Source organism: Xanthobacteraceae bacterium (genome assembly GCA_019454205.1).
In the GTDB taxonomy this organism is placed as follows: Bacteria; Pseudomonadota; Alphaproteobacteria; order Rhizobiales; family Xanthobacteraceae.
This window is the reverse complement of sequence record CP075369.1, coordinates 1,000,679-1,023,488: the sequence shown is the minus strand read 5'-3', so window position 1 is coordinate 1,023,488 and position 22,810 is coordinate 1,000,679. Positions and strand designations below refer to the sequence as shown.

Here is a 22,810-nt window from a genome sequence, read left to right as displayed (position 1 = left end):
GCTTGCGGCGAGGAACCCTCGCCGCGACCAATCCGGCTGCCGGGTTAACATGGAGATTGAGCCAGTAAAAGGGCCGTGCAGAATAGGCGCGCTGGCAATTCGTCAATCGCTCCAGACATAAAGGGCAGGAAACAATGAAATTCGTTCTGGCTTTCGCGGCGTTCGTAGTGGCTCTTGGGCTGTCGGCCGTGGCCGTCCCCCAATCCGCCCAAGCCCAATCGGTTTACGAGAAGTGCAAGGCGAGGCATGCGCCTCCGGGCAACTATTCCCAGCAGCAGCGCGAAGCCGCTGCGGCCCGCATCAAAGCCTGCGTTGCAAATAAAGGGAAAGGCTGAACCTCAGCCTCTCTTCGCTTTCTTGCGCAAACGAACGTAATCCGCGGGCCGGTTGCCATCGCGGTGGCAATGCCGACGCAAGCAGCGATTCGATTTTTTCGATGCGTTGCTTGCGCCGGTTCGCTGGCTATTTGCTCGAGACAGCCTTCCCGGAAAATGCCGGGCTATCCGGTTCGTGACCGCGATACCCACGTCCGATGGGCGACAGAGCTTCCTGTCGTCCTTCTGCGCGACACCGGCCTGCCGTGGCGAAACGGCCTTCTGGCTGGCTGACATTTTCGTGATCGTGCCCGGAAACGGGCGACTGGTTCTATCGCACCGCCATTTTCTCGCCGCGCGGGGCTGTAGAACTGGAAAAAAGCCCCCAGATACCGCAAAGAGGGCGTAACGGAATTGCCGCGGCCCGCGGAGTTCCCTCAAGAGGCGAGCCGAGACCCAAGAAACATGTCCGAACCGTTTTCGCGCAGGCGTTTTCTCTCAACCGCCGCAGCCTTTGCTGCGGGTACGGTCCCCGCGCTTGCCCAGTTCAATCCGCCTCCCCTGCCACCCGCGCAGGACCCTTTCCCGCAATATCCGGGACAGGGACCGGGACCGCGTCCGCCTGCGAACGTTGACCCGCGCGATCCGCGCTATGATCCCCGTTACGATCCGCGCAACAACCCGCAATACGACCCTCGTTACGATCCACGTAACGACCCGCGCTATTCCGATCCCCGTTATCAGCAGCAGCAACAGGGTCCCGGCCAGCAACCGCAACAGGGCCAGCAGCCGCAGGTCCCGCAGAATCCGAACGACCTCGCCGCGCGCGAGCAATGGTACACGCGCGAGTCGATCCCCGATCAGCGCTTCCCGATCCGCAAGGTCAATCAGGAACTGCTCAACCCGGAATTCCGCCGTCAGCTCATCGCCTATCGTCATGACGAGCAGCCGGGCACGCTCGTCGTCGACGCCAAGAACCATTTCCTCTATTCGCTGCGCGAAGGCGGCAACGCCATCCGCTACGGCGTTGGTGTCGGCCGCGAAGGTTTCGGCTGGTCGGGACGGGCATATATTGGCCGCGTCGCGGAATGGCCGGACTGGGTACCGCCCAAGGAAATGCGGCTGCGCCAGCCGGAATTGCCGGAGCGTATGGCCGGCGGACCGGAAAACCCGCTCGGCGCACGCGCGCTCTATCTCTACGAAGGCAACAAGGACACGCTGTACCGCATCCACGGCACCGCGGAGCCTTGGACCATCGGCACCAACGTCTCCTCCGGCTGTATCCGGCTCCTTAACGAAGAGATCGCGGACCTTTATCTCCGCACACCGGTCGGAACGCGCGTCGTCGTGATATAAGTCTCGTGCTGTCCGCTTGTTTGCGGACGCACGGAGGGCGCAATCATGGTGGCTGGTATCCTGCAGAACACACCGTACTGGGTGTGGGCGGTTCTCGTTGTCCTGCTTGTCTTCGGTTTCCTGCAATCGCGCGACCGCACGATGGCTGCGGCGCAAGTCGCGGTTTTGCCCGCAATCATGATTCCGCTATCGCTGCTGGCGATCGTGTTGTCGTTCGGCGCGAGCACGGTCGCGCTGGTGGCGTGGTTGGCGGGCCATGTCGCCGCTGTCGTGTTCAATCGCACGGTGCTACGCACGCCGCGCGGAGTACGCTATCTCGCGGGCGAGCAGAAATTCTCAGTGCCGGGAAGCTGGCTGCCGCTGCTGTTGATGATGGTTATTTTCGCCGCGCGCTTCGTGAACGGTGTGCTGCGCGCGGTGCAGCCCGCTTTTGCTGCGAGCACGGTGTTCGCGGCCGGTCTTAGCGCGATCCTAGGCTTTTGCAGCGGGATGTTTCTCTCGCGCGCGGTAGTCACCCTCGCCGCGAAGCGCAACGCATCAGCGTAACGCCGCGGCGATGGTGCGCGCGTTGTGGCGCATCATCTCGATATAGGTCGCGGCCGGACCGCTGGCATCAGAAAGCGCATCCGAATAGAGCGTGCCGCCGAGCTTCGCGCCGGTCTCTTTTGCGATCTGCTGGATCAGGCGCGGATCTGAAATGTTTTCGACAAAGACCGCGCGCACGCCTTCCTTCTTGATCTGACGGATGAGGCGCGCGACTTGCGCTGCACTCGCCTGCGTTTCACCGCCCGCACCCTGCACCGCAAGGAATTCCACCGCATAGGCGTCGCCGAAATAATGGAAGGCGTCGTGCGAGGTGATGACCCGGCGTTCCTTCTGCGAAAAACCTGAGAACAATTGTTTGATCTCCGATTCGAGCGCGTCGAGCTGTTTCAGATAATCGGCGGCATTCTTCGCGTATTCGTCCTTGCCTGCCGGGTCGATGCCGGTCAGCGCGTCACGGATATTCGCAACATAGATCTTCACGTTCGCCACTTCCTGCCATGCGTGGGGATCGTAGCGCTCGCTATGCTTGTGCTTGTGATTATGACCGTGACCGTCGGTCTCTGCGGAAAGTGCCTTCACGCCTCGCGACGCGACCAGCCGCGCGCCCTTGTAGCCCACGCTTTTGACAAGGCGGTCGGCCCAGCCTTCGAAGCCGAGGCCGTTGATGACGACAAGCTGCGCGCCCGCGATCTGCTTCGCATGAACCGGGGTCGGTTCGAATGCATGAGCGTCCGCATTCGCGCCGACCAACGACGTCACCTCGACGCGGCTGCCGCCGACCTGCTTCACGAGGTCGGCAAGAATGGAGAAGCTGGTAACTACTTTGGGCCTCTCCTGCGCGCCCGCCGCGTGCGGCAGAACGAGCGCAAGGATGGCGGCAGCAAGAAACAGAATTTTGCGCATCGTCTTCTCCTAGAAATGAATGCCGGCTCTTACGCGAAACAGGTCGCGCTCGAAGTTGGCAAGATCGAGACGGAGATCGCTTCCCGCCTCCTGTCCCCAGACCTGCCGGTTCCATGCCACCGAGAGGAAGCCGCGTTCCCCGATCTGCGCGAACAGTGTCGGGCCGATATAGAACGCTTCACCTGTGAAGGCGCGGAACGTTAGCCCCTCATAGGAACGAAGATACTGCACGTTGGTGCCGAGATAGAGGCGGTCGGCGACAAGACCGGTCAACGCAAAACCAAATCCGATCTTCGAGCCGCGCTCCCATTCGGTTTCGCCCTGCTCCAGCACGCGCTCCACTTCATGCAGCACATTGAAGCCTGCGAACAGGCGATCCTTCACCAGTTCGGTGTCGAAGATCAGCTTGTTCTCGGAGCCGTATTTCCTGGCGCGGATGCCGGTGAGTTCGTCGTAGCGCTGCACGACCGGCTCGAGGTGCAGCGTCACGCCCACCGGCGAGATGCCGCGCTTCAGAAGATTCCAGCGCAATTCGCCGCCGAAACCGTTGAATACGTAACCGCTGCCGGCGTCGTCGAAGCCGGTGACGCCGACAATGTTGTGCCGCGCGGCGGAAAGGCTCAGCGCGGCGTTGAAGCTGTCGGTCACACCGTAGGCCAGTTCGAACTTCTGACCGAAGGCCTGATACTTGCCGTCGCGCTTGTTCGTGCGCAGAACCGCCTCTGTCATCAGGATCACCGCGCCGCGATGATGCACGTCGGAACCGGAGATGAAACCGAACAAATGCTCGGTCTCGACACCGTGGTTATGACCGAAATGCGGATCGTTCGGATGACGGCTGTGACGATCGTGAACATGGCCATCGTTATGATTGTGCAAGCCGTTGCCGTGGTTGTGGTTATGATCGTGGCGGTGCGAATGCCGATGTTGCGGCGGACGTTTCTGAAATCGCGGCGTGCGAAGATCGACCGTCTCCTGTCCGAACGGCTCGGTGCGCGCCTGCGCACCCGGCACGCACACGGCCATTGCCGCCGCCAGCACACCTGCCGCGATTCCTCCACGCAACGCCATTTCAGCCCCCATCAACGATACAATGTATCGACATTGATACAATATATCATTCCTAGGTCAAGCGCGTTCCGCATGGCGCGCACATGCAAACGATTTGCATTTGAATTCCAGCGGCTTGCGAAGACCGGGACGAGCGCCTAGACCGGCCCTGTTTTCGCGGACGGCCCTTTCCATGAAGCGCGTCGAAATCTTCGCAGCCGTGAGCATCGCGGTCGGCGTCGCCGTCCTCGCGTTGAAGTATCTCGCCTATCATCTGACCGGCAGCGTCGCGCTGCTCTCGGACGCGATTGAGAGCATCGTCAACGTGCTGACCGCGATCGCTGCGCTCATTGCTATCCGCTTCGCGGCACAGCCCGCCGACAAGGATCATCCCTACGGTCATCACAAGGCGGAATATGTTTCCGCCGTCATCGAGGGCGTGCTGATCGTGATCGCGGCAATCGCGATCCTGCGCGCGGCATGGGGTGCGTATCAGATGCCGCGCATGATCGAAGCCCCCTGGCCCGGCCTCGCGGTGAACGGCGCGGCGACGCTGCTGAACGCGGTGTGGTGCGCGGCGCTGATCGGTCAGGGCCGCAAGCATCGTTCGCCCGCGCTCACGGCCGACGGCTACCATCTTCTGACCGACGTGGTGTCCTCGCTCGGCGTGCTCGCTGGCCTGATCCTCGCCGTCTATACCGGCATCGCAGTGCTCGACCCCCTGCTCGCGGCGCTGGTCGCGCTCAACATTCTCTGGTCGGGCTGGAAACTGATGCGCGAGTCCGCGGGCGGCCTGCTCGACGAGGCGCTACCGGAGGAAACGCTTGCGCGCATCCGTGCAGCAATCGCTAAAAATGCGGACGGCGCCATCGAGGCGCACGATCTGCGCACGCGGCAGGCCGGGCCGATGACCTTCGTCGATTTTCATCTGGTGGTAAAAGGCTCGATGTCGGTCACCGAAGCACACGACATCTGCGACCGGCTGGAGCGCGCGATCAAGGCCGAATTGCACGACGCGCTGATTTCGATTCACGTCGAGCCGGACGACAAGGCGAAACACTCCGGGATCGTGGTGCTGTAATCAGCCCGCGACGATCTCCGGCTCGCAGCGCACCGGAAAATTCACCGAGTTCGCGACGAAACACTTTGCATGCGCGTCCTCATGCAAGGCGCGCGCGACTTCGGTATCTCCCGCCGCAATCGTGACGCGTGGGCGCAGCACGGCACCCGTAACCTTGCCTTGCATTTTTTCATCCAGCGACAACACGCATTCCGCTTCGTCGCGATATTCCATCACCACGACCCCGGCATCCGCGCACAAATGCAGATACCAAAGCATGTGGCACGACGAGAGCGAGCCGATCAGCAGTTCGTCCGGATTGTAATGGTCGAGCGAATGAAACGCCGAGGTCGCGACGATCGCGGGCTTGTCTTCGCCCTGTTTCGTCTTCGCGGTGATCGTGTGCGTGCGGGAAAAGGAACGATAGCTTTTCGTGCCCTCGCCGCCTTCGGCGGACCAGTGCAGCGTCGTTTTATAGATGTGGTCAGCCACGGCTCATGCGCCCCGCAGCAATGGCATCAGTCGTTCGGCGACCAAGCCTTGTAGTCGCCGGTCGCTTTCGGCCGCTTGCCCTGCGCGAGCGTGGAGCCGCGCGGCCGCCACGCGCTCGGCGTGCCGGTGTAATTCGGGCGATGCGGCTTCTGCCAGCTTTTCGGCTGGTAGTTTTCCTCGGTCGGCGGCGTATCGACGGTGTGATGCAGCCAGCCGTGCCAGTCCGGTCCGATGCGCGAAGGCTCGGCGAGACCGTTGTAGATCACCCAGCGGCGCTCGAACTGGTAGCCGGGATCGACTTTGCCGGAGCGGTAGTAGCGATTGCCCTGCTCGTCGGTGCCAACATACTTGCCATAGAGCAGCGTCCAGAGCCGGGTGCCCCAGGTCGCCGAATTCCACCAAGTGAAGATGCCGAGCAGGAAGTCTTTCATGGCGCCGCTCCTAGCATGCTGCCGCGAGAGGTCCAACGCGGCTTTTTAGGCATTCACCGCGCTGCCGGGGGCCACGCCGAGTTCGCGCAGGCGCAGCGCGATATGCTTCACCACGCCCCGCACGCCGGGGGATTTCAGGTCGGGGTCCTGCTGGAGCATGAGCTGCGCCAGCTTGGAGAGGTGCATCTTCGGGTCGGTGCCGTAGTGGATGGCGGAGAGCACGCTCTCGTCCACGTAGCGCCCGCCCTGTTCGGCGGCCATCTCGGCATCCATCGCGTCCAGCCCCCAGATCTTCTTCAGGAACTCCGCGTCGTCATGGAAAGAAGGCATCGGCTCCGGCGGCGGAGGCGGCACTGGCCTTTCCACCGGCGGCGGAATCACCGGCGCGGCGGCAACGGGCGGCGGCGGAGTAACGGCCGGAATCACCGGAGCCGGACGCGGCGCGACGGCCGGCGGCGTCACCTTGATCATGGAAGCGGGCGCGGGTTTCCCCGGCTCGATGGAAGGTTCGATGACAACCGGCGGCGGCGCGACAACGGAAGGCTGCACGACTGGTGTCGCCTGCGGCGTGACCGATGCAGGTTGCATGACGGGTGTCGCGGGTGGCGGCGTCACAGGTGCCTGCAAGGCGGAAGGATGCGCGACGGGTTGCGACACCGGCGGCTGCGCCGGCTGTTGCACGGGTTCGGGCGCGGAAACCGCCGCAGCCTGTAGCGCCGCGGTTTCTTCGGGAAGAATCTCCTCGATGGCGGCGACCGCATTTTGCTCGGCGGCGGCTTCTTCCTTTTTCTCCGCCTTCTCCGGCGCGGGCCTGCTGAAGCGCTCGACGATGATCGCGACCAGCAAGCCGAGGCCGACCGACGCAAAATAGATCAGCGCCATCTTGGATGCGGGCAGCCCGCCGGGCCGCGCGCAGGCGCGCACGAAGCCGAGCATCTCCGCGTATTGCGGATTGCGGCACAACCACGGGACGCCCGCGAGACTCGCTCCCGCATAGGCACCCGCAAACACAATGAGACCGACCAGCCAGGGACGCATGAACGCTATTCTTTTTCCGCCGCTTCGGAGTGTTGCGCCAAACCCCGCCTGTTCATGCCACCCGCGACTCGCCGAGTCTAGAATCAGGGCGTCACGCATCCGTCGCCGCCCTGTCGAGGGACGAGGCCATAATATTTTCTCGCCCCGGATTCCGTGGATTGCGGGCAAAGCCAGCAAAACCGGGCTGTCGACTCGCGGCCTAGCTCCTAGGGTGGCTACGTCAACTCTTGTCCTGACCGGGGAATCGCCTCCGAATACCGCTTCAGGATCGGCGGATTCGGGCAAGCAGCTATCCCCGTTATTCATGCCTGACCCTACCAGTTTTAGTGTTTGGTAACGGGTCGCGTACTATTACTTGACGTGTAGGTGGAGTCACCGTAGCGTCATGATCCTCCCGGGAAGCAAGTAATGCGGACCTTTCCGGGCACCCCCAGACGAGGGCTGAGACGAGGGCGCCGGGCAGTAGCCTGCCCAGCGAACGGTCGTCCTGTCGCCTCGATGGGGTCTAGAATCAGGGTCCGAACCAGCCCGAAAGTGGCTGGTTGGTCCCAAGGGAGGCCCGGCAGAGATCGGGCCTGAACATAAGAGCGCGGAAAGACGGGTTCCGCGCCCGAATTAAGGGGACGATGAAGATGCGTATTCCGCGCCGGTACACCAAAGAAGGCCAGTCGCCTTATTCCGCCATCAGCTTCCGCAAGGCGACGAGCGAAATCCGCAATCCGGACGGCTCGGTGGTCTTCAAGCTCGACAACATCGACGTGCCCGAGCACTTCTCGCAGGTCGCGACCGATGTTCTCGCCCAGAAGTATTTCCGCAAGGCCGGCGTGCCCGCGAAGTTGAAGCGCGTGGAAGAGGAAACCGTACCCTCTTTCCTCTGGCGCTCCGTCGCGGATGAAGCCGCCCTCGCCTCGCTCCCCGAAAAGGAACGCATCGTCGGCGAAACGCAGGCGACTCAGGTGTTCGATCGCCTCGCCGGTACCTGGACCTACTGGGGCTGGAAGGGCGGCTATTTCGATTCGGAAGCCGACGCATCCGCGTTCTTCGACGAAATGCGCTACATGCTCGCCATGCAGATGGCGGCGCCGAACTCGCCGCAGTGGTTCAACACCGGCCTGCACTGGGCCTACGGCATCGACGGTCCCGGCCAGGGCCACTTCTACGTCGATTACCGCACCGGCGAGCTGACGAAGTCGGCTTCGTCCTACGAACATCCGCAGCCGCATGCCTGCTTCATCCAGTCGGTGCAGGACGACCTCGTCAACGAGGGCGGCATCATGGACCTGTGGGTGCGCGAAGCGCGCCTGTTCAAATACGGCTCAGGCACCGGCTCGAACTTCTCGATGCTTCGCGGCGAGAACGAGCGCCTCTCCGGCGGCGGCAAGTCGTCGGGCCTGATGAGCTTCCTCAAGATCGGCGACCGCGCCGCGGGCGCGATCAAGTCGGGCGGCACCACGCGCCGCGCGGCCAAGATGGTCGTGGTCGATGCCGATCACCCGGACATCGAGCAGTACATCGACTGGAAGGTGATCGAGGAGCAGAAGGTCGCCGCACTCGTGACCGGCTCGAAGACCGTGCAGAAGCACATGAAGGCGGTGATGAAGGCCGCCATCAACTGCGAAGGCAACGGCGACGACTGCTTCAACCCGGAAAAGAACCCGGCGCTGAAGCGCGAGATCAAGACCGCGCGCAAGGCGATGGTGCCGGACAACTACATCCAGCGCGTCATCCAGTTCGCGAAGCAGGGCTACAAGGACATCCACTTCCCGGTCTACGACACCGACTGGGACTCGGAAGCCTATCTCACGGTCGCGGGCCAGAACTCGAACAACTCGGTGCGCGTCACCGACGAGTTCCTGCGCGCGGTCGAGAAGGACGGTGACTGGAATCTCACGCGCCGCAAGGACGGCTCGGTCGCAAAAACGCTCAAGGCAAAAGAGCTTTGGGAAAAGATCGGTCACGCCGCATGGGCCTGCGCCGATCCCGGCATCCAGTTCCACACGACCGTCAACGACTGGCACACCTGCCCCGCCAGCGGCCCGATCCGTGCGTCGAACCCGTGCTCGGAATACATGTTCCTCGACGACACGGCGTGCAACCTCGCGTCGCTGAACCTGCTCCGCTTCCGCAATGCGGACAAATCGTTCGACGTCGACTCGTACGAACATGCCGTCCGCCTCTGGACCATCGTGCTCGAAATCTCGGTGCTGATGGCGCAGTTCCCGTCGCGCGAGATCGCCGAACTCTCGTACCGCTACCGCACGCTCGGCCTCGGCTACGCGAACATCGGCGGCCTCCTGATGACTTCAGGCATTGCCTATGACTCGGACGAAGCCCGCGCACTCTGCGGCGCGCTCTCCGCGATCATGACCGGCGTCTGCTACGCGACCTCCGCCGAGATGGCCGCCGAACTCGGCGCCTTCCCCGGCTACGAGCCGAACCGCGAGCACATGCTCCGCGTCATCCGCAACCATCGCCGTGCCGCGCATGGCGACAAGGACGGCTACGAGCAACTCTCGATCCCGCCGGTGCCGCTCGACATCGCGAACTGCCCGGACAAGGAACTTGTCGCGCGCGCAGCCGCGGCGTGGAACCGCGCGCTCGAACTCGGCCACAAGCACGGCTTCCGCAACGCGCAGACGACGGTCGTTGCGCCGACCGGCACCATCGGCCTCGTGATGGATTGCGACACCACCGGCATCGAACCGGACTTCGCGCTGGTGAAGTTCAAGAAGCTGGCCGGCGGCGGCTACTTCAAGATCATCAACCAGGCGGTGCCGGAAGCGCTGCGCACGCTCGGCTACGGCGAGGCGCAGATTGCCGAGATCGAAGCCTACGCGGTCGGCCATGGCACGTTGTCGAACGCGCCCGCCATCAACCACGCTTCGCTGGCTACCCGCGGCTTCGACGCCGACACCATCAAGAAGGTCGAGGGCAAGCTCGCCACCGCCTTCGACATCAAGTTCGTGTTCAACCGCTGGACGCTCGGCGACGACGTACTGAAGAAGCTCGGCGTCAGCGACGAACAGATGGCGGACCCGGCGTTCGACCTCCTCACGCATCTCGGCTTCGCCAAGCGCGACATCGAATCCGCGAACACGCATGTTTGCGGCGCGATGACGCTGGAAGGCGCGCCGCACCTGAAGCTCGAACACTATCCGGTGTTCGACTGCGCGACGCCCTGCGGCCGCATCGGCAAGCGCTATCTCTCGGTGGAATCGCACATCCGCATGATGGCGGCGGCGCAGCCGTTCATCTCCGGCGCGATTTCGAAGACGATCAACATGCCGAACGACGCCAGCGTCGAGGACTGCAAGGCGAGCTACATGCTCTCCTGGAAGCTCGCGCTGAAAGCCAACGCGCTCTATCGCGACGGCTCGAAGCTCTCGCAGCCGCTCAACTCCGCGCTGATTCAGGACGAGGACGACGAGGAAGATCAGGTCGAGGCGCTGATCGCCGCGCCCGCGGCTTCGCGTGCTACCGCCCTTGCCGAGAAAGTGGTGGAGCGCATCGTGGAGCGCGTCGAGCGCATCCGCGACCGCGAGAAGCTGCCCTCGCGCCGCAAGGGCTACACGCAGAAGGCCGTTGTCGGCGGCCACAAGGTGTATCTGCGCACCGGAGAATACGATGACGGCCGCCTCGGCGAGATCTTCATCGACATGCACAAGGAAGGCGCGACGCTGCGCTCGCTCCTCAACAACTTCGCAATCGCGATCTCGCTCGGCCTGCAATACGGCGTGCCGCTCGACGAATATGTCGATGCCTTCACCTTCACCCGCTTCGAGCCGGCGGGCGCGGTGCAGGGCAACGACACCATCAAGATGGCGACCTCGATCCTCGACTATGTGTTCCGCGAACTCGCGATCTCCTATCTGGAGCGCTACGAGCTGGCGCATGTCGACCCAAGCGAGACCGGCGGCGCCGCGCTCGGCTCCGGCGAGAACGAGGGCAAGGCTTCGCCCGTGATCTCGCGCGGCCTCCTGCGCGGCAAGGCGCCGTCGCTGGCGGCGATCAACACCGACGCGCGCGGCACCGATGCGGGACGTTCCGCCTCGCCTGCGGCGGCGGTCGTCACCGCGTTCATGGGCGGATCGGGCGGCGGCGCAACCAAAGCCGCGACCGCGCTGAAGCAGGAGCCGGTGGTCGAGTCGGAAGCCGACCGCGCGAAGGCGCTCGAAGCCACGCAACGCGCGGCGGCGAAGGCGAAAGGCTACGAAGGCTCCGCCTGCCCCGAGTGCCACAACTTCACGATGGTGCGGAACGGCACCTGCCTGAAGTGCGATACCTGCGGCTCGACCACGGGCTGCAGCTAAGAGAGCAAACATCCGGCGCGAGCAATCGCGCCGGTTTCGTTTCAATCATAAGGAGACCCGAAAATGCTCCGTTCTCTTCGCGTCGCGTTTGTCGCGCTTGTTGTCGTGGTTGCAACTTCCGTCTCGGCGCTCGCCGAAACCTGCTCTGTCCGCATCCACTTCGTGAAAGCCGGCTGGGTGATCGGCGGCACGGTGGGCTCCGGCACGCTTACCTGCGGTGGGCGCAGTTATCCGCTCTCGATCGGCGGCCTTTCGTATGGCTTTACGTTCGGCGCTTCCTCGATCCGCCTGCGCGGCGTCGCGCGCAATGTCCACCGCATCAGGGACATCGAAGGCGCTTACGTTGCTGGTAGCGCCGGCGGCGCGATCATTCGCGGGCCGCAGGCGGCGGTGCTGACCAACCCGCGCGGTGTGGTGCTCGAACTCGCCGGCGAGCAGACCGGCCTGATCGTCAGCCTCGACCTGAACGGGATGGCGCTGTCGCTGGCGAGATGATTGAATACTCAAGACGCGACGATGTTTCGACAACGCAACGTTTGAACTAAAAAGGGCCGCGGAGAAATCCGCGGCCTTCACTTTTTGATACATAAGAACGTTTCTAGCTTTCCAACCAAATCTCGAACTCGGCTTTCGCCTTCGACGTTAAGCGATAGTCAGGCGGCGTGCCCCCAAGTTTACGCTGACTCGATGTAATGAAATTCGAGCCATGGCGCTTTAGGGTTGTAGAAAGATTTGGAAGTGAAATCTTCACATCCAAACCTTGAAGCACCTTATGAATCTTCCCCGACGTTAGAGGCTCATTCGCAGCCCAGAGAACTAGAGCTACTTTGTAATAGTAATCCCCCTTCTTATTGATGATCTTCGTTCGGATAACATCAAACCGCTCGTGTTCCTTAATTTCGTTCGCGAGTGCATTGGCATCAAATGCATCATCGCCTAATTCGTCTTTCTTATTAGATGTTGTACTAGATCGACTAGACTTCTTTCTCTGAGATGGCGTGTCGTCCAATACTCGTCCTTGGTGCTCGACAAGTTTTGGCCACCACTTCTCGATCATGCTCTCGACATCGCCCCGGTTGCCCGACGCGGAAATTTTTCGGCCGCCGACTTGTAGTTTCATCTTAAATGCACCTGTAGGCATATCATCACTCCATAAACAGAATGGGGAAATTCTTTACGCTGCTTCCTGACGAATGCGACGAACGATTTCTGTCGCCTTCGCATAACCGGCATTCGTCAGCCGATACCCTTTCTTTGGCTCTCCGAAAATGAGCTTACCTTCGACCATTGCACGCAACTTGTTACCTAGCGTTCCAAGATTTCGCCCAACCATACTTTTCTTGATCGATGCGAGCGGAACGAAATCTGGATAGAAACTGCGCAACAGAAGCGTTACTTCATCCTCGAGTGACACGTTTGCGTGAACGAGTCGGACATCGTCGATGTCTTCAATCAATTCATCGATCGGCGCTTGGACTTGAGCAATTAACGCCCCGGCCTCCTGCATCGATATCTTATTCGCGTGGCGAAGGAATTCGGTGACAATCCAACTGGCAGCATGATGCAGATAAGCGAGGTCATAAAAATTTGGATCGACCATTCCCTTATGCGCGATGCTTCGTCTATTTCGTAGCGTGTACGCCGACCGGGCTATGCGTCCTGCACAAATGCGAAGATCGTCGTGCAGCTTTGTCTCGCTTTCGACTTTCTTATTTAGGTATTCGTCCACAGCCGGCTTAACTTGATAGGTACGACCGGCGAGGTGTTGGAGGCACTGCACTACCGTTTCGACAAACTTTCCCGGTGCGGAGCGACCGAGTGTCTTGGTCGAGAAGTCTTGCCGAATGACCATAAAATCTTCGACGAGCTCTCCGGCTAGATTCGCCGGGAGCATCGTTGAGAGAGCTAGTTCAAGGCGCTTACGATCCATTTCCCGACCGTTGTGCAATCATGTCGTCGACAGCACGAATGCCTGCAGCAGTGAGCCGGTAGAGCTTTCTTGCCTGCTTCGCCTTTCCTGACTTCTTAGTCTGGATAACCAACGCCGGGTTCATCGCCTTAAGCGCGTCGAAGGCCATGGTTATGTTCGACAGCGGCCCGACCGCGTTCGCGAGTTCTTTATTCACGTCAGCAGACGCAAATTCCTCCGATCCCTGGCAAACCTGCATCCAATATCCACCGCACAAGGCTCGCATTACCCCGGTATCCGGGCCGGCTGCATTTAACAGCTCTGCGAAGGAGGCGTACTGATCATTACCTCCACCTTGACGTGCCGACCGATTCGGATTCACTGAACCTCCACGGCTGGCAATCGCGGGGCGGTCGAGTGCAATCGCATCTGCCACGCCGAAAATGTCGGCCAAATACGATACGGCCCGGCGGCGACCTTGTGGACCAAGTTTTTCAAGGGTTTTGAGGGCTTCAAGCGTAAAAGTCATCTCCTTCGCAGGATCGACCTCTGCTTGCTTTTCTTCGACGACTGCGGGGACATTGGCTTGTGGCACTGGCTAATCCTCCAAACTAGGCTTGGAGTGGATGTAGCGTTCCTCGTTTGTTTCGTCAAGGTTTCCTGAACGGGTTTGTTTTTTTCACTATCCTACCCTACTCCGATAATCAGCAGCTTAGTAATATAGGTAATATCTCTTCATTATCAATTACTTATATAAACAGCGTCCTGCCTTGATTCCATAACCTGATTTAATGTTGATGTTGAAAACACTAATTAGAACAATACGTTGCGGCGTCGTGACATTGCGCTCCGTCCACGAGTGGCAATCGCGGAGCGGTCGAGTGCAATCGCATCTGCCACGCCGAAAATATCGGCCAAATACGGCCCGGCACCGGCCCTAAGCGGGGACAATCAAATTTCGCGACGCGGATTTCGCAGCCCGGGCAAAGCCTTCCGCCACCAGCGAATAATTCCGTCCCCGCTCGTCCGCACACGCTTACGTTCGCCCTGTCCTGATCCACGAAAGGGCCACGTCGCGCGGCGTGTTCGATGTGCGGATCGGGAGCGGTGGCCGCAGCTTCGCGCGTAACGCACGCGTTGTTGCGGCGGCTGAAGTCGCGAAGTCCCGGCGAGCCTGCCGCTCGTCACAAGGGCCTTCCTTGGCGGCTTTCCGGGAACGTGTGCCAACACGCGCGACGGAAAAGCCGAGAAGGCCCGCCAGCGGTGGATAGCAAGGTACATCCACCGGGGGTTTCGCGAAGCAGGCCGTAACACCACTGCGCGTAGTCTTGAAAGGCGCGAATGGGGTAAACCCCACGCGCGCTACTAGGCACGATTGGCGAACGCGCTTGCCGCTTGCGGCATTCGCGAAAAAGAGCGCCAAGCGTGCTGGGACGCCGGGAGAACTTCCGGCTTTCTCGGTGACGACCTCGTTTGCGCTTTCTACTTTTTTGCGCAGACGGCCGCGGGAGACGGAATTCTCCCGGCGTCCCCGCCGCCCTTTCAATTTTGGGACGGCGTCAAATTGCTCATGCTGCGGCTCGTTCGAGCGCGTAAAGGAAAACCCGTGCGCGCCTCACGCTGTTCGGAAATTGCTCCAGAGTACGACCAGCAGCGCGGCAGTCGCAGGCGCGGCAACCAGCCCCACGAAATACGGCAGCGCGGACAGCACAATCGCAATCGCCGCCAGCGCGCCGGCAACACCGCATGCGAGCACCTGCACCGCGGAAAGCCTGCGGCCCGCAAAAGCATTCGCGATCAGCGCGCCGCCATAGCCGAACAAGAATTGAACCGCGATCAGAATTATCGCGATGATGGTGTAATCGCCCATGCGAAATTCTCCTCTTCTAGTTCGCCCCTTCCCGCTTGCGCATCTCCTCGATGCGCTCGGGCCAGAGCCGCAGTGCGAACTCGATCCCCATTTCGGTCAAGTGGTCGTTCGCAAACCGGATGACGCTGTGCGGGCCGAGGACGTCCACGAACAGATGCGACGAGTTCATCACATACACATACGAGTGCGCCGTCGTGTAGTAGCTGGAGAGCGGATGCCCGCGCTCATGCCCGATGTTGATGTCGATGCCGTCGCCGAAACCGGGACCGTCGATTTCGATACCCCGCGGAATGCAGCCGGGCGCCTCGCACAGCGCCGCGATCGTGTAGGCAAGGTTTTTCCCGGCGCGCTGCGGATCGGCTGGCCTTGCGGCCCCGGCCTCCGTCCCGGCAAGTTCGACCGCGCGCTTCACCAGCGCGGCGCAGCTCGCCTTGTCGTTCATCGCAGGCGCGCGCATCAGCGCCGAATACGGACGCGCGATCTCGCCGGCCCGCAGAAAACAGAGCGCCTCGAAGTAATCGAGATCCGCCTTCGTGAAGCGGGAGATGTGCTCGTTAAACTGGCTATGCAGTACCTTGCGTTCCGGCAGGTGGATAACCGGCGGGAACGATTGCGGGATGAACGGCTCCACGCCGCGGACAATCGCGGGCAATTCCAGCGCTGGCTTTTCCGTCATCCGAAAATCTCAAGACCCGACCCCGGCGGTCATAGCGCGAAAGCGCGGAAAGACAAATTACCCGCTCCGGTTTCCCCTTCCCGCGCGGCTCATCCCGACAAGGAGCGCGGACGAGCAGGATTTCGTCGTGCCGATTTAACGACGAAGCGGGCGCTGCCCGCCGGGCGCGGTTGCGCATCGAGTTCCCGATGCAGCACGCTTTCAGGTTCCATCCTCATCACGCGTTAACGACGCCGTAGAAGCAAATCATTCCAAGCCGCTATCTAGTTAATCGCGGAAAGGTTTCGGCAAGGTCCCGCGGGCTACACCACGGTTACACGACGCGCCAGAAGGCGGGTTCAAAACAAACCTTCCACGACATAAGCCTTGGGGATTGCAGTCATGAAACTCGTCCACGAATTTCTTCGCAACGAATCCGGCGCCACCGCCATCGAATACGGGCTGATCGCCGCGTGCATTTCGGTCGCCATCATCGCCGTCGTGCAGGGCGTCGGCACCAAGCTGACCTCAACCTTCACCTCGATCCGCAGCGCGCTGAAGTAAGCAGCCCTTTCTACGGCTCGCGCTACGCCATATCGCCGTTACGCTTCGGCGTCTGCCGGTGCGCGTTGCGAATGGCAATCGACGTCACCGCAATCGCTCCCACCGCAACCACGCCACCGAGGATGAGCGCGGCAGGCAGCGTGTAGCCGCGCGGACGCTGCGCGCGCAGCATCGGCAACCTCTTCCGAACATCGCGGTAGGAAGGTAGCCGGTCGCGAATCTGCCGTGCTTCCGGCAGCGCGTCGCGCAGTTCGCCGATCTTGCCCTGCAGGCGATCGAGCCTGTCGGTGATCGCGTCGAAGTCAATGTAGCGGGTCAGATCGTGGAGTCGCATCGGGGCCTCGCGGGTTCGGCGGTGATTTGCCGAGCAAACCCGCAGTGCGGCCATAAGTTCCTGCGGCAAGGAACCCAGCCGCGCCCTGCCGGTTGCCCTCGGAGCAATCGAGGAGCGCCCATGCCTACGCAACAAGACCCATGCCTACGCAACAAGAAATGACCGCGAAGTTCTGGAAACACCTGCACCGCGACCGCACGTTGATGCTCGGCGTCGAGGACGCGGAAAACGGCCACTTCCGCCCGATGACCGCCCTACTGGAGCATGAAACCGGCGGCCCCATCTGGATTTTCACCTCACAGCAAGGCGCGGTCGCGAATGCGCTGCAGAGCCGGAAGAAACGCGCAATGGCCGCCTATTCCGCCAAGGGGCACGATTTCTTCGCGACCGTGCATGGCACGATCCAGCTCGATATGAACCGCGAGATGATCGACAAGCTGTGGAATCCGTTCATCGCCGCCTGGTTCAAAGGAAAGGACGATCCGAAACTCGCACTGCTTCGTTTCGATGCGGCGCGCGGAGAAATCTGGCTGAACGAAAACAGTCTTTGGGCCGGCGTGAAAATGCTGCTCGGCTCCGATCCCAAGGAAGACTACAAGGAAAAGGTCGCGAAAGTCGCGCTCGGCGGCGGCAGGTAAAGGGCGGCGAAACGCAGATCAGAAACCTACGCCAGCGCGAAATCCCTTCTGCCAAACCAGAAAACATTTCTTGCGTAAGCCGCCGTGCAGCAGCTCGAAATATTTCGGCAGCGTCACCGGCTTCGTAAATTCCAGACAAGCGCCGCCGGAGGAGATGTCCGAGACGCCGCATTCCACGACCGGCGCTTTCGGATCGAGGATGAGTTTCGCAGTCCGGGCAACGAGGCCGGACGGCTTCACGCGGATGAACCTGCGATTGTCGGAACCGTTTTTCGGCATGATGCAACCTCGCCGCAAGCTTCGCACGGCGGGGTTGAAAACCGCGTAAATGCCGCGCCCTAACGCGCGGTAATCCTAACCGGTCGTTAAAGCCGTTACTGGCAGCGGCACTCGTAGTTGAGGCTGATGCAGTTCTTGCCCGGCGGGCAGTTGCAGGTCTGCGCGCCATCGCCGGACTTGCAGGATTTGAGCAGAATGTCGCCGTTCAAAAGGCTCATGCCGTTGCCGCGTTCGACGAACTTCACGCTTACGATCGCGCCGCGGGCGTCGCGCACTACCACTTCCGAATAGGAAGCGGGCTGACCGGCGTGGGCGCTGCCGAGCAACAGGAATGTCACGGCCAAGGCTGCAAAAATTTTCATATGAATCCTCCCTCAAGGACAGGGAGAGCCTAGCAAGCAGGACGCGCAGCGAAAAGCGGGCGTTACGGCAGTCTTTCCTCGCCGAGCATCAGCGCATTGATCTCCGCTTCCGCGGCTTCCGCCGGCGCGCGCGCCGCGAAGCTGTCGATCTCCACCGGCCCGCTCGCATTCGCGACGATGGCTTGCAGCAGAAAGCGCGACGGGCCTTCGGTCTGCGGATCCTCGATCACGTTCAGTTCGAGGATGTCGGCGAAACGGTAGCGCGTCTTCCAGCCGATGCCGAACGAGCCGTTACCGTCCACGATCATCTCGCGGGCTTCGCCGTCGAAGGTCACGGTTCGCGTCAGTCCTAGAATCGCGGCCAGCAGGAATACCGCCCCGATCAGTCCTGCGCCGATGCCGATGATCCAGAATGGGATCATGGCAAGCTGAAACAGCGGCACGCCGGGCCGGATCAGGAGTTCGTGCGGCGCGGACAGGGCCAGCGCGCCGCCCACGCCGAGGATGATACGGGCGATCCAACCCAGCGGCTGGTGGAAGACGAGGCAGTAGGCGCGTCCGGTGTCGATCTCGGCCATGCTTCCCGCCTAGCCGCCCTGCGCGGCACTGTCACGGGGTGTTGTGACGGCGCTGCTATGCGCCGGTCAAACATTCGCGCTAGGCTTATCCGGCATTCAGACTATCGGGATTGCGGAGAGACCATGAGACGAATTCTTGCTGCCGGAGCGGTTCTTTTCTTTGCGATGGCCGCGCAGGCCAACGCGCAGGTGCGCGGGTTCGAAACCTGGTACGGGCTTTACACGGTCGAAGGCGTGCAGATCGTGGACGATCCTTCCGCGCCGAGCGGTAAACGGCGCGTCGGCGGCAGGATCAAGGAACCGGCACAGAACAGCGACCGTATCCAACTGACGCCCGGCTCCTATTTCGGCTTCGGCTATGTGTTGCAGGATTCTGGCGGCGCGACCTCGGTGCAGGTGCGCCATGTGCAGCTCATTCCGCCGCCCGGCATCACCGACAATCAGGGCCGCGTACACGACAGCCTTCAGAGTGACCTGAACCTTTCCACCAACCGCGATCTGTTCATCGGGATTTCGATGGGCGAACGCACCGTGAAAGGCGTGTGGACCATGCAGGTCTGGGAGGGCGGCCGCGTTCTGCTGGAGCGCAAGTTTACGTTATACTAGGACCCCGCAATCGTCTGACCTAGTAAAGACCAATCCGTAATGACATTCCGTAAAGTTGCGCCCTGGCTGTTCGTGCTCGCCATCGCTCTTGGCGTGGTGATCTGGAGCCTGTTCTTCGACCGCGTCGAACGTACCGACAAGGACGGCCGCGGCATCGTCGTACAGGACGGCGACTCCTTCATCATCGACCAGACCACTATCCGCCTCGAGGGCATCGACGCGCCGGAGATCAAACAGAACTGCATGTCCGGCGATGGCTCGTTCTGGCGCTGCGGACGCGACGCGCAGGCGTTCCTCTCGAAGTTGCTGCGCAAGGGAGACGTGCGCTGCCAGCCGCGCGCGAAGGATCGCTATGGCCGCACCATCGCCACCTGCTCCGCGCGCGACACGGCTGACGTGGCGGAAGCGCTAGTGCGCGCCGGCTGGGCGATCAACGCCGCGAAGATCGGCGAAGGCAAATACGCGGCGGCCGAAGCGGAAGCCAAGGAAGCCAAGCGCGGCATCTGGCAGGGTCCGTTCGAGCGGCCTTCGGTATACCGATTCAACCATCCGCGCGAAGACGTGCCGAAGCAGTAAGCATCGAACGGAGCGCAGGCTTGCGCGTTTCGTAATCGAAGGAATGTTCAATGACCGAAGCGAAAAAATATACCGGAAGCTGCCATTGTGGGCGCGTGCGCTTCGAAGCGACGGCGGACCTTTCCAAAACCGTCACCTGCAATTGCTCGATCTGCGCGAAAAGCGGAACCATCCTCACCTTCCTGCCGCCATCGCAATTCGTATCGCAATCCGGCGACGGCGATCTCGTCGAATACAAGTTCAACAAGCACGTCATCTCCCACCTGTTCTGCCCGACATGCGGCATCAAGCCTTACGCCCGCGGCCAGATGCCGAACGGCGACCCCATCATCGCGCTGAACGTGCGCTGCCTGGACGGCGTCGAACTGGAAACGCTGAAGCCGAAGCATCTGGACGGCCGCAGCTTCTAGGCCCGAAAGCCGCTTGACGCAGGCCACAGGCTCCGGCGACCCTTCGCGCGGCAAGTGCAAGGAGCCTTCCCTTATGACCGATCTCTGGCGGCTGGACGCGACCGAACAGGCGCGGCTGATCCGGACCGGCGCTGTTTCCAGCGTCGACCTCACCAAGGCGACGCTCGCGCGCGTGGATGCGGTCAATCCGAAGATCAACGCCATCGTCGACCTGCTCGCAGAAGATGCGCTGCGCGATGCGGAAGCAGCCGACAGAAAAACCAGAAGCGGCGAAGCGGCGGGCGCGCTGCACGGCGTTCCGGTCACGGTGAAGATCAACGTCGATTTCAAGGGCCGCGCCAATACGAATGGCGTGGTCGCCTACAAGGACAACATCGGCAAGGAAGACAACCCGGTCGTCTCCAACCTGCGCAAGTCAGGCGCGATCATCATCGGCCGCACCAACACGCCTGCGTTCTCGATGCGCTGGTTCACTGACAACGCGCTGCACGGCCGCACACTCAATCCATGGAATAAAGAGATTACGCCCGGCGGCTCGTCGGGCGGCGCCGCCGCTTCGCTGATCACCGGCATGGGTGCGATAGGCCACGGCAACGACATCGGCGGCTCGATCCGCTATCCGGCTTACACCTGCGGCTTGCAGGGCATACGCCCCAGCTTCGGCCGCGTGCCGACCTACAATGCTTCGCTGGCCGCCGAGCGTCCGCATGTCGCGCAGTATGCTTCGATGCAGGGACCGTTGGCCCGCTCGATCCGCGACCTGCGGCTTTCGCTCGATGCGATGTCGGCGCGCGACTGGCGCGATCCGTTATGGATTCCGCTTGCGCCGGTGAACGTACCGAACGCAACCCCGGTGCCGGTCGCACTGTTCGACGAATGGGAAGGCTGCAAGGCCGATCCGCAGGTGGCAGACGCCTTGAAGAAGTCCGCACAATGGCTGGAAGACGCGGGCTACAAGGTCGAGCGCGCCGCACCGCCTTATTTCGGCGAAACCACGCAACTGTGGCTCCGGCTGGTGCTGAACGAAGGCCGCTTCGGATTCAATCAGGCAATCGAACAGCTCGGCGACGACGCAATCCGGAAAGCCTACCCGGCCGGTGCGGTGCCGGAGCTGGATTACGAAACCTTCGTGAAAGAACTCGCGTTGCGCAGCAAATACCTGCGCGCATGGAACGAGTTTTTCGAGAAGTATCCCGTGCTGCTGCTGCCGTCCTGCTGGAAGCAGCCTTTTCCGGTGGACGCCGATTTGCGCGGCGGCAACGCCTTCGTCGAGCTTTCCGATGCGCAAAGCCCGCAACTTTCCACACCGATCCTAGGCCTGCCCGGAGTGGCAGTATCGACCGGACTGGCAGATGGCGTGCCGATGGGCGTGCAGCTCGTCACCGCGCGCTTCGAGGAAGCGAAAGCGCTTGATGCGGCGGAAGTGATCGAGGCACGCGCGCCGAAGGTGGAAGTGATCGACCCGAAGTTCTGATTACCTGCTATTTCTTCTTGGGAACGATCACGTTCTTCGGATTGGGTTGCTGGTCTTTCGGCGCGGTGGAGTAGTCGCCGAATGGGGAGTCGCGGCGCGTGATGACTTCCTTCACGCCCTCTTTCTCCGCGACCTCGATGAACTCCAGCGCTTCCGGCGTATTGCGCATCAGGCCGTCGAGGATCGGGCCGAGGTTCTGCACGCTGGATAATCCCATCGCCTCGTAGGCCTGATTGACCATCATCTTCTGCGCGGACAACTGCGAGAGCGGGATGGTGCAGAGTCTCTGCGCGATTTCGGCGACCGTCGCTTCCAGCTTCTCGAACGGCACCGACTGGTTGATGAGGCCTATCTTCGCCGCCTCCACGCCGGAAAGCGCCTTGCCGGTCAGCGCGTATTCCTTCGCCTTCGTCAGGCCGAGGCGATAGATCCACATGCCGGAGAGATACGCGCCCCACATGCGCGAGTAAGGCGTGCCGATGCGCGCGTCATCGCTCGCAACCACGAGATCGCAGCACAGCGCATAGTCGGAGCCGCCGCCGACGCACCAGCCATGCACCTGCGCGATCACGGGTTTGGACGAGCGCCACAGACTCATGAACTTCTGGTGCGGCGAGAGCGCGGGCGTGGTGGCGAAGGAGAAGTCCTTGCCGGCGTCCCACTTGCCGCCGGTGTTCATGTGCTCGTCCCAATGGTGGAAGCCCTTGCCGAAGTTGTAGCCGGCACAGAATGCCCTGCCCGCGCCGCGCAGCACGATCACCTTGATCTTCGGGTCGCGGGTCGCGGCGTGTACTGCCGTCTCCACCTCGTCCGGCATCGGCGGGACGATGGTGTTCAGTTCTTCCGGCCGGTTCAGCGTAATCGTCGCGACCGCATCTTCGGTGTCATACAGAATGGTCTGGTATTCCATTGGCGTTCCCCAAGCTTTTTGCCGCGAAGCGTATCAGCCGCTTCCTCCCCCATCCAAATCAGGGTTTTTCGGGCTTTTCCCTGCAAGCAAGGACAAACGCTAAAATTTCACCATCCCGGAACCTATCGCGCAGCCGAGCGTTGTT

At 61.7% G+C, this 22,810-nt stretch carries 27 protein-coding genes; 12 read left to right on the top strand and 15 right to left on the bottom strand.

What is annotated here, in order from left to right; all coding sequences use genetic code 11:
- Positions 1–134: 134 nt before the first annotated feature.
- The 3 genes from KF794_05030 (at position 135) to KF794_05020 (ending at position 2,216) form a co-directional block, all read left to right on the top strand.
- Positions 135–335: a hypothetical protein gene (locus KF794_05030; protein QYK46058.1), complete on the top strand. Its 201-nt coding sequence runs from the start codon at positions 135–137 to the stop codon at positions 333–335.
- A 444-nt stretch (positions 336–779) separates the two neighbouring features.
- Positions 780–1,670 (top strand): L,D-transpeptidase, encoded by an 891-nt coding sequence (locus tag KF794_05025; GenBank protein QYK46057.1) that lies wholly within the window; start codon positions 780–782, stop codon positions 1,668–1,670.
- Positions 1,671–1,715: 45 nt separating this feature from the next.
- Positions 1,716–2,216 carry a hypothetical protein gene (locus KF794_05020; protein ID QYK46056.1) on the top strand — a complete coding sequence of 167 codons (501 nt, stop codon included), beginning with the start codon at positions 1,716–1,718 and terminating at the stop codon, positions 2,214–2,216.
- On the opposite strand, the gene KF794_05015 is transcribed toward KF794_05020, so the two are convergent.
- Both KF794_05015 and KF794_05010 read right to left on the bottom strand, forming a co-directional pair.
- Positions 2,208–3,119: a zinc ABC transporter substrate-binding protein gene (locus KF794_05015; GenBank protein ID QYK46055.1), complete on the bottom strand. Its 912-nt coding sequence runs from the start codon at positions 3,117–3,119 to the stop codon at positions 2,208–2,210. The genes KF794_05020 and KF794_05015 overlap by 9 nt on opposite strands.
- Before the next feature lie 9 nt (positions 3,120–3,128).
- On the bottom strand, positions 3,129–4,190 hold the full coding sequence (locus tag KF794_05010; protein ID QYK46054.1) for a hypothetical protein: 1,062 nt from the start codon (positions 4,188–4,190) through the stop codon (positions 3,129–3,131).
- Between the two features lie 172 nt (positions 4,191–4,362).
- Between KF794_05010 and KF794_05005 the strand changes: the two genes are divergently transcribed.
- A complete protein-coding gene (locus tag KF794_05005; GenBank protein QYK46053.1) occupies positions 4,363–5,250 on the top strand; it encodes a cation transporter in 888 nt (295 codons plus the stop codon).
- Here KF794_05005 and KF794_05000 read toward each other — a convergent pair whose 3' ends face one another.
- The 3 genes from KF794_05000 to KF794_04990 are packed head-to-tail and all read right to left on the bottom strand — an operon-like array spanning position 5,251 to position 7,190.
- Positions 5,251–5,721 (bottom strand): OsmC family protein, encoded by a 471-nt coding sequence (locus KF794_05000; GenBank protein QYK46052.1) that lies wholly within the window; start codon positions 5,719–5,721, stop codon positions 5,251–5,253.
- A gap of 26 nt (positions 5,722–5,747) precedes the next feature.
- Positions 5,748–6,152, bottom strand: coding sequence for an NADH:ubiquinone oxidoreductase subunit NDUFA12 (locus tag KF794_04995; protein QYK46051.1), 405 nt, complete (start codon positions 6,150–6,152; stop codon positions 5,748–5,750).
- Between the two features lie 45 nt (positions 6,153–6,197).
- On the bottom strand, positions 6,198–7,190 hold the full coding sequence (locus KF794_04990) for a hypothetical protein (GenBank protein QYK46050.1): 993 nt from the start codon (positions 7,188–7,190) through the stop codon (positions 6,198–6,200).
- Between the two features lie 632 nt (positions 7,191–7,822).
- On the opposite strand from KF794_04990, the gene KF794_04985 reads away from it, so the two are divergent.
- Together KF794_04985 and KF794_04980 are read left to right on the top strand one after the other, a co-directional pair.
- Entirely contained in the window at positions 7,823–11,500 is a 3,678-nt protein-coding gene (locus KF794_04985) for a vitamin B12-dependent ribonucleotide reductase (protein QYK46049.1), read from the top strand.
- Positions 11,501–11,563: 63 nt separating this feature from the next.
- Entirely contained in the window at positions 11,564–11,995 is a 432-nt protein-coding gene (locus KF794_04980) for a hypothetical protein (GenBank protein QYK46048.1), read from the top strand.
- Positions 11,996–12,098: 103 nt separating this feature from the next.
- On the opposite strand, the gene KF794_04975 is transcribed toward KF794_04980, so the two are convergent.
- The 5 genes from KF794_04975 to KF794_04955 form a co-directional block, all read right to left on the bottom strand.
- The gene (locus KF794_04975; GenBank protein ID QYK46047.1) at positions 12,099–12,641 is read right to left on the bottom strand and encodes a hypothetical protein; all 543 of its coding nucleotides are present in this window, start codon (positions 12,639–12,641) and stop codon (positions 12,099–12,101) included.
- Between the two features lie 33 nt (positions 12,642–12,674).
- Positions 12,675–13,430, bottom strand: coding sequence for a hypothetical protein (locus KF794_04970; GenBank protein QYK46046.1), 756 nt, complete (start codon positions 13,428–13,430; stop codon positions 12,675–12,677).
- A complete protein-coding gene (locus tag KF794_04965; protein ID QYK46045.1) occupies positions 13,420–14,004 on the bottom strand; it encodes a hypothetical protein in 585 nt (194 codons plus the stop codon). Before KF794_04965 ends, KF794_04970 begins: the two co-directional genes overlap by 11 nt.
- Before the next feature lie 1,020 nt (positions 14,005–15,024).
- On the bottom strand, positions 15,025–15,279 hold the full coding sequence (locus tag KF794_04960) for a hypothetical protein (protein ID QYK46044.1): 255 nt from the start codon (positions 15,277–15,279) through the stop codon (positions 15,025–15,027).
- Positions 15,280–15,295: 16 nt separating this feature from the next.
- The gene (locus tag KF794_04955) at positions 15,296–15,955 is read right to left on the bottom strand and encodes a hypothetical protein (protein ID QYK46043.1); all 660 of its coding nucleotides are present in this window, start codon (positions 15,953–15,955) and stop codon (positions 15,296–15,298) included.
- 381 nt (positions 15,956–16,336) lie between these two features.
- On the opposite strand from KF794_04955, the gene KF794_04950 reads away from it, so the two are divergent.
- Entirely contained in the window at positions 16,337–16,498 is a 162-nt protein-coding gene (locus tag KF794_04950; protein ID QYK46042.1) for a Flp family type IVb pilin, read from the top strand.
- Positions 16,499–16,520: 22 nt separating this feature from the next.
- On the opposite strand, the gene KF794_04945 is transcribed toward KF794_04950, so the two are convergent.
- Positions 16,521–16,832 carry a hypothetical protein gene (locus KF794_04945; GenBank protein ID QYK46041.1) on the bottom strand — a complete coding sequence of 104 codons (312 nt, stop codon included), beginning with the start codon at positions 16,830–16,832 and terminating at the stop codon, positions 16,521–16,523.
- A 140-nt stretch (positions 16,833–16,972) separates the two neighbouring features.
- Between KF794_04945 and KF794_04940 the strand changes: the two genes are divergently transcribed.
- Positions 16,973–17,470: a pyridoxamine 5'-phosphate oxidase family protein gene (locus KF794_04940; GenBank protein ID QYK46040.1), complete on the top strand. Its 498-nt coding sequence runs from the start codon at positions 16,973–16,975 to the stop codon at positions 17,468–17,470.
- A gap of 18 nt (positions 17,471–17,488) precedes the next feature.
- Here the strand turns inward: KF794_04940 and KF794_04935 are convergent, their stop codons facing one another.
- The 3 genes from KF794_04935 to KF794_04925 all read right to left on the bottom strand — a co-directional run bounded on the left by KF794_04935 (position 17,489) and on the right by KF794_04925 (position 18,689).
- Positions 17,489–17,749, bottom strand: a complete 261-nt coding sequence (locus KF794_04935) for a PilZ domain-containing protein (GenBank protein ID QYK46039.1) — start codon at positions 17,747–17,749, stop codon at positions 17,489–17,491.
- 95 nt (positions 17,750–17,844) lie between these two features.
- Positions 17,845–18,111, bottom strand: a complete 267-nt coding sequence (locus KF794_04930) for a hypothetical protein (protein ID QYK46038.1) — start codon at positions 18,109–18,111, stop codon at positions 17,845–17,847.
- A 62-nt stretch (positions 18,112–18,173) separates the two neighbouring features.
- The gene (locus tag KF794_04925; protein ID QYK46037.1) at positions 18,174–18,689 is read right to left on the bottom strand and encodes a hypothetical protein; all 516 of its coding nucleotides are present in this window, start codon (positions 18,687–18,689) and stop codon (positions 18,174–18,176) included.
- A 123-nt stretch (positions 18,690–18,812) separates the two neighbouring features.
- On the opposite strand from KF794_04925, the gene KF794_04920 reads away from it, so the two are divergent.
- The 4 genes from KF794_04920 to KF794_04905 all read left to right on the top strand — a co-directional run bounded on the left by KF794_04920 (position 18,813) and on the right by KF794_04905 (position 21,755).
- Positions 18,813–19,295, top strand: coding sequence for a DUF3859 domain-containing protein (locus KF794_04920; GenBank protein ID QYK46036.1), 483 nt, complete (start codon positions 18,813–18,815; stop codon positions 19,293–19,295).
- Positions 19,296–19,334: 39 nt separating this feature from the next.
- On the top strand, positions 19,335–19,871 hold the full coding sequence (locus KF794_04915) for a thermonuclease family protein (GenBank protein QYK46035.1): 537 nt from the start codon (positions 19,335–19,337) through the stop codon (positions 19,869–19,871).
- Positions 19,872–19,921: 50 nt separating this feature from the next.
- A complete protein-coding gene (locus tag KF794_04910) occupies positions 19,922–20,281 on the top strand; it encodes a GFA family protein (GenBank protein ID QYK46034.1) in 360 nt (119 codons plus the stop codon).
- A gap of 73 nt (positions 20,282–20,354) precedes the next feature.
- A complete protein-coding gene (locus KF794_04905) occupies positions 20,355–21,755 on the top strand; it encodes an amidase family protein (protein ID QYK46033.1) in 1,401 nt (466 codons plus the stop codon).
- 7 nt (positions 21,756–21,762) lie between these two features.
- On the opposite strand, the gene KF794_04900 is transcribed toward KF794_04905, so the two are convergent.
- Positions 21,763–22,665 carry a crotonase/enoyl-CoA hydratase family protein gene (locus KF794_04900; protein QYK46032.1) on the bottom strand — a complete coding sequence of 301 codons (903 nt, stop codon included), beginning with the start codon at positions 22,663–22,665 and terminating at the stop codon, positions 21,763–21,765.
- Between the last annotated feature and the right edge of the window lie 145 nt (positions 22,666–22,810).